Below are 1,945 nucleotides of genomic sequence, written 5' to 3'. Positions count from 1 at the left end.
GAATAGCATTTCGGTAGTTGGATTTAACACCGATTTAACGGCAGCTCATCAAACATTTCCGTTTTTTTCACGCTCAGCCGAACAGCCCGAAAACACCCGCGTGGCACGTTCCCAGCCGCAAATCTCGAAATTGGAGACTAGAAATGGCTCGTACGGAAACTCGCGCCGACCGCAGCGCGTCGAAAAGACACTTGTTTGGATCTAGCAGGAAAAGCGTAGCAATAATGATCGCCGCCTTCAGGGGACGGCGACGGACCGTTGCAGAAGGCAGGGCGCTAGCCGACTTCACGCCCGATCAGCTGAACGACATCGGTCATCCGGAGGCCCATCGACCGGTTCTCAACATCAAGGCAGGTCTGATCGCGAACTTGATGTCGATGCGGTAAGTTCGGCGTACCACTGCGCAAAGGATCGGCTGCCGGCAGCCTGCAACCGCTGCATAGTCGAACTCGCACCAAACGCGCGGGCTGGATTGTCGGCAGCTAAGAGACTGAAGCGGGATGAGATTCTAACAAACGCAGCCGCAAGAACTTCTCTCCAATCGCAACCCGCGCATGAGGCTTTCAGGCAACTGCCAATGGGAGCAATATGGGCGGCTGTTCAACCTCCGGATCGCTGCGATGTTGGAAATCCCGGAAGATCGATGCGAGCGCCACCGCCTGTTCAAGGCCATCGATGACGCGTTCAAGGCGGGCGATTTCGAGGCCCTCGGTGTGGCTCTCGGCGGCTCACCCGACTGGTTTGACGAGCAGATGCCCTTTGAACTCGGCCTTGGACATCCACTGGAATATGCGATCTATTGGAGTCCCGCCGCTTTCATCTCGATCTTACTGGATGCGGGCTCGGACCCGAACTATCACCACCACAGCGGTTTTCCGGCAATCATCGCGGCACTGTCTACCGACCGGGCTGACAGACTGGAAATCGTCCGAATCCTGATCGATGGGGGCGCAGACCCCAACATGCGGGGCGTAAACGACTGGACACCGCTTCACTATGCAGTCGCCATCCGTAGCGTCGATACCATCCGCCTGCTGTTGGCGGCGGGCGCCGACCCATCGCTCGAAACCCGCATCGACGACTATACGACAGCCCTCGAGGACGCTGACAATGCCGGTTTTGAAGCCGGCGCTTCGTTGCTGCGCGATGCGATGACCGGGCACGGCTCCAATGGATTCTGAGTTGGGGGACGATGCCGGTGAAACCATAGCCGAAGGTTTGAGCAAGGCTGGCCTCAGGCCTTCATCAGTCCCGCTTTGAAGCGTTTGCCGTTGGCGACGTAGTGCGCAGCCGAAGCGCGCAGCCTTGAGACCGCGGCATCGTCCAGCGCTCGCACCAAACGCGCGGGCGAGCCGATGATCAGTGAATTGTCGGGGAATTCCTTGCCTTCGGTGACCAGGGCGCCGGCGCCGACCAGCGAGTTCTTGCCGATTTTCGCGCCGTTCAGCACGATGGCGCCCATGCCGATCAAGCTGTTGTCGCCGATCGTGCAACCATGCAGCAAGGCGCGATGGCCAATCGTGCAGCCTTGCCCGATGGTCAGGGGAAAACCGGCATCGGTGTGCATGACCGTGTGTTCCTGCACATTGGTATCGGCGCCGATGATGATCGGCTCGTTGTCGCCGCGAATGACGACGCCGAACCAGAAGCCTGCATTGCGGCCGATCTGTACGTCGCCGATCAGGGTGGCGTCGAGCGCGATCCAGTTGCTGTCCGCGTCCTCGAAAACGGGGGCTTTTGCGTCGATCGCGTAGAGCGGCATTTCGATCTCCCGATTCGTCTCACAATGAAAAGTCAGCCGAACCTAGGAGCATGCCCGCAACGGATGCAATGTCGATCAGCACGACGCCCAACGCCAATGACCAGACGGTCGCGGTGCAACCGCAGGAGATCAGCGCCCGAGCGGAAATGCGGCCTTGCCGCCAGGCGTCGAGGGCTTCGTTGG

The 1,945-nt window shown here is 59.6% G+C and carries 4 protein-coding genes; 3 read left to right on the top strand and 1 reads right to left on the bottom strand.

The annotated features are described in order from the left end of the window. The 3 genes from EOA85_RS38370 to EOA85_RS34020 form a co-directional block, all read left to right on the top strand. Positions 1-205, top strand: a 205-nt coding sequence (locus tag EOA85_RS38370) for a hypothetical protein (protein WP_206523447.1), incomplete at its 5' end; no start/stop codon positions are given. A gap of 19 nt (positions 206-224) precedes the next feature. Beyond that, the gene (locus EOA85_RS38365; protein WP_245486297.1) at positions 225-386 is read left to right on the top strand and encodes a hypothetical protein; all 162 of its coding nucleotides are present in this window, start codon (positions 225-227) and stop codon (positions 384-386) included. A gap of 234 nt (positions 387-620) precedes the next feature. Further along, positions 621-1,181 carry an ankyrin repeat domain-containing protein gene (locus EOA85_RS34020; RefSeq protein WP_164760088.1) on the top strand — a complete coding sequence of 187 codons (561 nt, stop codon included), beginning with the start codon at positions 621-623 and terminating at the stop codon, positions 1,179-1,181. Positions 1,182-1,234: 53 nt separating this feature from the next. Here the strand turns inward: EOA85_RS34020 and EOA85_RS34015 are convergent, their stop codons facing one another. Continuing rightward, complete coding sequence (locus EOA85_RS34015; RefSeq protein WP_127212614.1) at positions 1,235-1,762, bottom strand: gamma carbonic anhydrase family protein; 528 nt, start codon at positions 1,760-1,762, stop codon at positions 1,235-1,237. Between the last annotated feature and the right edge of the window lie 183 nt (positions 1,763-1,945).

This window comes from Mesorhizobium sp. M5C.F.Ca.IN.020.29.1.1, assembly GCF_003997375.1.
GTDB lineage: Bacteria > Pseudomonadota > Alphaproteobacteria > Rhizobiales > Rhizobiaceae > Mesorhizobium > Mesorhizobium wenxiniae.
This window is presented reverse-complemented; position numbering and strand designations above follow the sequence as displayed.